This is a genomic window from Neobacillus niacini, assembly GCF_036961885.1.
Taxonomy (GTDB): domain Bacteria; phylum Bacillota; class Bacilli; order Bacillales; family Cytobacillaceae; genus Neobacillus; species Neobacillus niacini_H.
Genome location: NZ_JBALNQ010000026.1, coordinates 23,173 through 31,550 on the forward strand (window position 1 = coordinate 23,173; position 8,378 = coordinate 31,550).

The 8,378-nt window shown below is 37.6% G+C and carries 5 protein-coding genes; 4 read left to right on the plus strand and 1 reads right to left on the minus strand.

Features of this window, described 5'->3' with window-relative positions:
• Positions 1-59 precede the first annotated feature (59 nt).
• The 3 genes from uidA to V7124_RS11995 all read left to right on the plus strand — a co-directional run bounded on the left by uidA (position 60) and on the right by V7124_RS11995 (position 4,238).
• Entirely contained in the window at positions 60-1,808 is a 1,749-nt protein-coding gene (gene uidA / locus V7124_RS11985; protein WP_335489274.1) for a beta-glucuronidase, read from the plus strand.
• A gap of 173 nt (positions 1,809-1,981) precedes the next feature.
• Positions 1,982-2,947, plus strand: coding sequence for a quinone oxidoreductase family protein (locus V7124_RS11990; RefSeq protein ID WP_335489277.1), 966 nt, complete (start codon positions 1,982-1,984; stop codon positions 2,945-2,947).
• Positions 2,948-3,044: 97 nt separating this feature from the next.
• Complete coding sequence (locus V7124_RS11995) at positions 3,045-4,238, plus strand: nucleoside transporter C-terminal domain-containing protein (protein ID WP_335489280.1); 1,194 nt, start codon at positions 3,045-3,047, stop codon at positions 4,236-4,238.
• A gap of 51 nt (positions 4,239-4,289) precedes the next feature.
• Here the strand turns inward: V7124_RS11995 and V7124_RS12000 are convergent, their stop codons facing one another.
• On the minus strand, positions 4,290-7,373 hold the full coding sequence (locus tag V7124_RS12000) for an efflux RND transporter permease subunit (protein WP_335489283.1): 3,084 nt from the start codon (positions 7,371-7,373) through the stop codon (positions 4,290-4,292).
• A 97-nt stretch (positions 7,374-7,470) separates the two neighbouring features.
• Between V7124_RS12000 and V7124_RS12005 the strand changes: the two genes are divergently transcribed.
• Positions 7,471-8,307 carry a TetR/AcrR family transcriptional regulator gene (locus V7124_RS12005; RefSeq protein ID WP_335489286.1) on the plus strand — a complete coding sequence of 279 codons (837 nt, stop codon included), beginning with the start codon at positions 7,471-7,473 and terminating at the stop codon, positions 8,305-8,307.
• Positions 8,308-8,378 lie beyond the last annotated feature (71 nt).

The window sequence follows — 8,378 nt, forward strand, 5'->3', positions numbered from 1 at the left end:
TCAGATGCTCTTGGGTCAGTTACTTCAATTTAGAGATTAAAAAATACAGGAGGAACCGAATGATGTTATATCCACAGACAAATCAGTTAAGAAATGAAATTTCTCTGGATGGCTTTTGGAAATTTGCAAAAGATGAACGGAACGAGGGAGACTCTAAAGGATGGCAGCACTCCATTCCCAGTGATCGAGAAATTGCTGTACCAGCCAGTTGGAATGAACAATATCAGGACTTGGTTCATTTCTTTCACACAGGCTGGTATGAGAAGGAAGTAATCATTCCCCATATTTATAAAAATCACCAAATCATAGTAAGAGTTGGCGCGGCAAACTATTATTCTCGAGTGTGGTTTAATGGTAATTTAGTAGGCGAGCATGAAGGCGGACACCTCCCATTTAGTATTGATATTACTGAATTTATTGATTGGGATGGTCCTAACAAGATTATTATTTCTGTTGATGTAAGGATTAAACCAGACAGCCTTCCAGCTGGTGAAGTTGAAAATGAGCACATCATTCAAAAGAACGGATTCAAAGGGCAATTTCCAAGAAACTACTATGACTTTTTTCCATATGGGGGAATTAGCCGGCCAGTTAGTTTAGTAGTGCTGCCAAAAACGCATATCGAGGATGTAACGGTTGTTACGGATATTATCAATAATTCTACTGGACAGGTTGATTTTAACCTTACCTTAAATCAACCATTTACAGGTTTAGTCTCGGTCATGATTGAGAAAGAGGTTGAAGAGTTTAACCTGAGTAACCAAACATCTGTTAATGGTAGATTAACCATCAAAGATGCGAAGTTTTGGTCAATGGATCATCCCCACTTGTATCCATTAACAATTGGTTTATCTGAAGAAGGGGAAAAGATTGATCAATATGTTTTAAAGGTAGGTATTCGTACGATTGCCATCGATGGTGATCAGCTGCTATTAAATGGAGAACCTATTTTTTTACGAGGAGTAGGACTGCACGAAGACTTTGCTGTTTTAGGTAAAGGTATGCATCCAGCTATTATTGTAAAAGATATGAATTTATTAAATTGGTTAGGCGGCAACTCGTTACGCACCTCCCATTATCCTTATAGCGATGAATTTCTTAATTATGCTGATAAAAATGGGATTTTAGTGATTGGGGAAACGCCATTTGTAGGTTTTGTTGAAAGTCATTATAACAGTACAATAGAAGAAAAGGCACATCGAGTCATAAGTGAAATGATCCTGCGTGATAAAAATCATCCTAGTATCATAGCTTGGAGTTTAGCGAATGAAGGAAATACATTTGTTCCACAAGCTGATGGATTTTATAAGTCACTATATGATCATGCTAAAAGCTTAGACCAAGGCCGTCCAATTACCATTGTTAATTGTTTAGATGTGGAAGGGGATGTTGCCCTAAAACATTTTGATTTTGTTTGTATTAATCGTTATTACGGTTGGTATACACAACCTGGATTGCTAGATGAGGCATGTGAAATATTAAATAACCAACTGGACTTGTGTCATGAGCTTTTTGGAAAACCGGTTATGGTTACAGAGTTTGGTGCAGACGCAGTGGCTGGAATGCACATGGACCCGCCAGAGTTATTTTCTGAAGAGTATCAGGCTGAAATGATTACTAGACAATATGAAATCATCCGGTCAAAGGCGTATACAATTGGTGCTCATATTTGGGTGCTTTCCGATTTTAAAACAAGTCAAAATGCCAAACGAGTAATCTTAAATCGGAAAGGTTTATTTACAAGAGAACGGCAACCTAAATTAGCCGCTCATGAAATTAAAAAGGTTTGGAATCGGGAAGAAAAGTAGCTTGAATTCCTAAAAAGATGCAGTGTTCCCTATGGGCAGCACTGCATTTTTACTCGACATCAGAAATATTGTCAGTAGTTGTCGTTTTAACCAGTTGTAAATTGAGTTTTTTGTATCTGAACTAAAAAAACGATACAATATGAACTATATTTTTGAATGCGAGGAGCAGAAGAATGAAAGCACTGATTTTTGAAAAATTCGGCGGGCCCGAGGTATTGCAATATAAAGATATTCCAAACCCTGTCATTAAAGAAAATGAAATATTGGTAAGGATGGGAGCGATAGGCCTAAATTTCGCAGATATATACAGGCGAAAAGGGAATTACCATCTGGCCGGTCAACCACCTTACATCTTGGGGTATGAGGGTGCAGGTGTTGTGGAAGAAGTCGGAACTGGCATTACAAATATAAAAGTTGGCGATCGAATTGCCTTTGCAGATGTACCATTTGCTAATGCCGAGTTAGTTTCAGTTCCTGTAGAAAAGGCTATTCCATTACCTGAAGATATTTCCTTTGAAACAGCTTCATCCATCTTACTTCAAGGTTTAACTGCACACTACTTAACAAAAGATAGCTTTGATGTAAAAGCTGGGCAAACGATCCTGGTTCATGCTGCCGCAGGTGGAGTGGGCCAAATTCTTATTCAAATTGCAAAATTAAAAGGCGCACAAGTAATTGGTCTTACATCTTCGATAGATAAGTCAAAAGCAGCCTATTCAGCAGGAGCCGATCAAGTATTTTTATACAATGATAACTGGGTTGAAGAAATAAAGAATATAACAAATGGTATTGGTGTAGATGTTGTTTATGATTCAGTGGGTTCTACTCTCCAGAAAAGCTTTGAAGCTACTAGAGTTGGAGGGACTGTTGTTTTTTATGGCATGGCAGGGGGTGACCCCGCTCCGGTCGATCCTCGGATGCTTATGGATACTTCGAAAACGCTCACTGGCGGGGACCTTTGGAATGTTCTTACTTCGTCAGAGGAAAGAAAAGCACGTTCAAATCAATTGTTTGATTGGATTCAGGAAGGAAAAATCACCGTCCAAGAACCAGCTGTTTTTTCTTTAAAGGATGGTTCTGACGCACATGCTTTACTTGAAAGCCGCAAAAGTACAGGGAAAATTTTATTAAAACCTTAATGTTTGAAAAGCTCTTACTATCATTATTTCCCTTTTGTTGGGAATAATGAAAGTTAAGGGCTTTTTTAATTGAATGTCACATCTAGGAGTTGCTTTAATGTATTTTATAATTAATCTAATAGGCTTTTTTGTTGTCATGGGCGTGGTATTTTTATGTTCACCCAAAAAGAAAGAAGTTAAAAAGAAAGCAATTTTCTCGCTGATCGTAGTTGAATTGTTAATTACTTGGTTTATGTTAGGAACAACCATTGGCAGCTGGCTGATTAATCAAATCGCTGCGTTCTTTACATGGTTAATTGCCTGTGCAAGTGAAGGGATTGCGTTTGTATTTCCAAGTGTCATGGCAAATGAGACAATAGACTTTTTCTTCAGTGCTCTGTTGCCGATTATCTTTATTGTGACGTTTTTTGATATTTTATCTTATTTTGGCATTTTAACGTGGATTATTGATAAAGTGGGTTGGCTAATTTCAAAGGTTTCAAAAATGCCCAAGTTGGAAAGCTTTTTCTCCATTCAAATGATGTTCTTAGGAAACACGGAAGCATTAGCTGTCATTCGTAATCAACTGTCTGTTCTAAAGGATTACCGGTTACTTACCTTTGGTATTATGAGTATGAGTAGTATCAGCGGCTCAATTATAGGTGCGTACTTATCAATGGTTCCAGCTACTTACGTTTTTAGTGCCATTCCATTGAATTGTTTAAATGCTCTTATTGTTGTCAGTATCTTAAATCCAATTACAGTACCGAAAGAGGAAGATATCATTTATGAACTTCCAAAATCGGAGAAAAAGGACTTCTTCTCAACCATTTCAAACAGTATGTTAGTCGGAATGAATATGGTAATCGTTATTTTAGCGATGGTTATTGGATACGTAGCGTTAACGGCTGCGCTTAATGGAATATTAGGGGTTATTATCAATGGGCTGACGATCCAAAAAATCTTCTCGTATATCTTTAGTCCATTTGCTTTTTTACTAGGATTACCAGTAAAGGATGCCCTTTATGTAGCTCAGTTAATGGGAATAAAATTAGCAACGAATGAATTTGTTGCTATGATGGACCTGAAAAATCAATTGGATACACTGGCGCCACATACGGTAGCGGTTGCAACGACATTTTTAACATCATTTGCTAATTTTAGTACGGTGGGGATGATTTATGGAACGTTTAGTTCAGTTCTAGGAGAGGGGAAATCTACAATTATTGGTAAGAATGTATGGAAGCTTCTTGTCAGCGGAATTGCTGTTTCTCTATTAAGTGCAATGATAGTTGGGTTATTTGTTTGGTAGTAAATAGTAAAGAGCCCTGAAAGTGATCTGACACTTTTCAGGGCTTCTTCATTAGTCTTCTATAATATCTTTACGATTTTTCTTGAATATTTTTGATAAGACTTCATAAACAATTGGGACAACGATTAATGTTAATAATGTTGAACTTGTTAAACCGCCGATTACGGTAATACCAAGACCTTTCGAGATTAATCCACCGCCGCCTGAGCCGATTGCCAGCGGAATTAATGCACCGATGGTTGCAATAGCTGTCATTAGGATTGGACGGAGACGCGTTGCACCAGCTTCTAGTACTGCTTCACGCATCGTCATACCGTCACGTTCCATATGAATGATCCTATCAACAAGAACAATGGCATTGGTAACAACGATTCCAATTAGCATCAATAGACCCATCATGACCGATACAGAAATGGTTTCGCCTGCGATTAATAAACCTACAAATGAACCAATTACTGCAAATGGCAATGAGAATAGGATGGCAAACGGTGCCACACCTTCACGGAAGGTTACTACTAGGATAAAATACACAATCGCAATCGCTGCAAGCATAGCCATACCAAGCTGTGTAAATGTTTCCGTCATATCTGCCTGGACACCGGCAACGCCGATGGTAACACCTTTAGGTAAATCTAATTTATCAATTTCTTTATCTACTTCAGAGGTAGCTTTTGAAATATCCTTATTAAGGATCGTTCCTGAAACCGTTGCATAGTATTCACCTTTACTGCGTGCCAGTGTATTTAACGTTGTACCTTTTTCAACTGTTACCAGTTCAGAAAGAGGCATCATCGTACCAAGTGCTGTAGGTACTTGTTTTGCTAAAATATCGTCAATTGATTTTGGCTGCGCAGCTTGTTCCTGCTGAACGATTACTTCTAAATCATTACCGTCCTTTTCAACGGTTGTTAATACATCTTGCGTCTTTATTGGGTTTAACATCATAACGATTTGACCAGTTGTTAAACCATACTGCAGCAATTCATCTTGCTCTACATTAAATGTATATTCAACGTATGCTTCCTCAGCACTTGAAGAAACATCTTCTAAGCCTTCATTTTTACCTAAAACGCCTTCAACCATTTTTACAGCTTCATTTAGTTTATCTAAGTCTTCACTATAGAAAGTGTAGCTGACTTCATTTGAACCCATCGATGTAGGAGCGAAGTTTTGTGACTTCCATTCGCCAGATTGACCAATGTTAAACACATATTCTTCAATTTCCTCACGGGCTTCTGGGAAATTATCCATTTCTGGGTCAAAGATTAGGTACATTAATGCACCATCTCCGCCACCGCCCATCATCGCGGCCATTGGATCTCCACTCTCCGTTACAGATATCTGAACGATATCGATATCATCACGTTTTAGCATTTCTTCTTCGACTGCTTCGACGTTGGCTAATGTTTCATCCTCTAGCTCACCAGCTTTTGGTGTGTACGTTAAGTACATTACCTTTTCTTCTTCACTACCCATAAAGCTAAAACCGATTAATGGTGTTAATGCTACACTGCCTGCTAATAACACAACCGCAATAACGGAGGTAATCACTTTGTGGTTAAGTGTCCAACCAAGGACGCCTTTGTACCAGTTAGCTAATTTGCCAGCCTCTTTATGGCTGCTTTCTGTCTTTTCACTATATAACTTTTTCTTAAACAAGAAGTGAGACAAAGCAGGAACAATTGTAATGGCAACAACTAACGAAGCACCAAGAGCAAATGTCATGGTAAGTGCAAACGGCGCGAACAGTTCACCGACCATACCACCTACAAAAATAAGAGGAGCAAATACTGCAACCGTTACTAATGTTGATGACAGGATTGGTTTGAACATTTCTATTGTTGCTTCACGAACAAGCGCACGTCCCGTTAATTTTTCTTCTTTTAAATGTAGACGTCGATAAATATTTTCCACTACAACGATGGAGTCATCGATAACCCGACCGATAGCAACCGTAACCGCACCAAGTGTCATGATATTGAGTGTAATTTCCATCCAGTTAAGCAGCAGGAATGCCATGAAAATGGAAACTGGAATTGACACGATTGAAATTATAGTAGATTTAAAATCACGTAGGAATAAAAGAATGATTAATACCGCGATTAAACCACCAAATAATGCCTTTTCAACCATCGTTGACACTGATTCTTCAATTGGAGCACCTTGATCGAGTGATACATCGATAACAAGTCCATCAATTTTTGACTTTTCGTCCTTGATTAACTCCTTTACACTGTTTACAACATCGACAGTGTTGGCTTGTTGTCCTTTAACAATTTGAATGGCAATCGCATCTTCACCATTCGTACGTGAAATTGATTGAACTTTACCAACCACTTCAATTTTCGCGATATCACTAAGTTTCACAAATGGTGAAGGTTGTGTTGCGGATGGTGTTACAGGAATAAGCATTTCCTTTAATTCATCAGCGGTCATGAACTTGCCATCGACTGCTACGGCCTGTTCGCCTTCTTCAAATTCGTAAAGACCCAATGAAACAGCGAGATCACTTGCTTGAATCATTTGCTTAACATTATCTTCTTTTAAGCCAAATTCAGCCATTTTTGCATCATTATACGTAAGCTGAACTTCATCAATATGTTGACCTGTAATGGTTGCAGAGGCAACACCATCAATTTTTTCGATTTTTGGAAGGATAATATCCTCTACGGTGGACGTTAATTCAACGATATCCTCTGTTGTACTACTTATACTAAGTGCCATAACTGGCATCATGTTCATGCTAATAGCAGTAATGATTGGTTCTTGTGCATTTTCTGGCAGCTTCACGGCCTCTAAGGCAGATTTTAAGGCACGATTTGCTTCATCCATATCTTCACCGTACTCATATTCCACTTGAAGGCTTGCCATGTTAGCATTTGAATTAGAATATACGGATTTTACGCCTTTTAGGTTTTCTATTGCCTTTTCTAAAGGTTTCGATACATCCTCCATCACTTTCTCTGGAGTAGCCCCAGGATATACATCCATTACCATTAAGTATGGGATTGATATATTTGGAATCGTCTCCATATTCATTTTGGTACCTGAATAAATACCAGATACCGTAATGATGATTGTAAGTAACCATACTGCAAGTTTGTTTCCTAGAACAAAGTTTACTAAACCTTTCACACTTACACCTACCCTAAATTGACTTATCTAACCCATTTATTTATAATACTGACTAACCGGTCATCTGTCAATGATTGAACCTAGGAGCGTAGAATAAATGATGAAAAAACAATTAATTATGGAAAAAGCGCTTGAGCTTTTTGCTAAACAGGGATTTGAAGCAACATCTGTCCAACAAATAACAGAACATTGTGGTATTTCTAAAGGTGCTTTTTATTTATCCTTTAAGTCAAAGGATGAATTGATCTTAGCCTTAATTGACCATTTTATGATTCAATTCACCACTGATATTGACTATATAGTCAGGAATGTTAGTAGTCATCAAAATCTACTATATGAATTTTATTATGCATTATTTAGCTCTTTTCAAAAGCATTCTGATTTTGGGAAAATTCTTATCAAGGAGCAATCACGTACATTTAATGAAGATTTCATTTTGAAAATTCGTTACTACGACAGGTTAATGGAGAAAACGATTCTTTCAATGGTAGAGTGTTTGTATAGAGATAACGAGATAAAAGAGATAAAATATGATGTAGTCTTTTGTATCAAAGGGTTTATAAGTATGTACTCCCACCTGTTTTTATTCTATAACGTACCATTAGATTTGGACTTATTATCACAATCCTTAGTGGAGAAAACAAATCTAATTGCTAGAAATTCTACTGTCCCCTTTATTACAAAGGAGCATATCCAGATGTTTGAACACCCTTTGGATGAAGAGGTAACGAAGAAACAGATTCTAGAAATGATTCAACAAGATCTAGTAGAAATGGAAGAGTCGATTGAAAAAGAGTCATTACTACTATTAAAACAAGAACTGCTTGAATCAACTTTGCCAAGAGCGATTGTGAAGGGATTAATAGAAAATATAAGAAATCATCCCCAAGCAAAATGGAGTTCATATTTATTGCGTGTATATTATAAGCTTTAAAATTAAGCTGTGTTAATGAATACTGTTGATTTAAGAACCTGTTGATTTGCGAGGAAGGCACGAGACTCCTG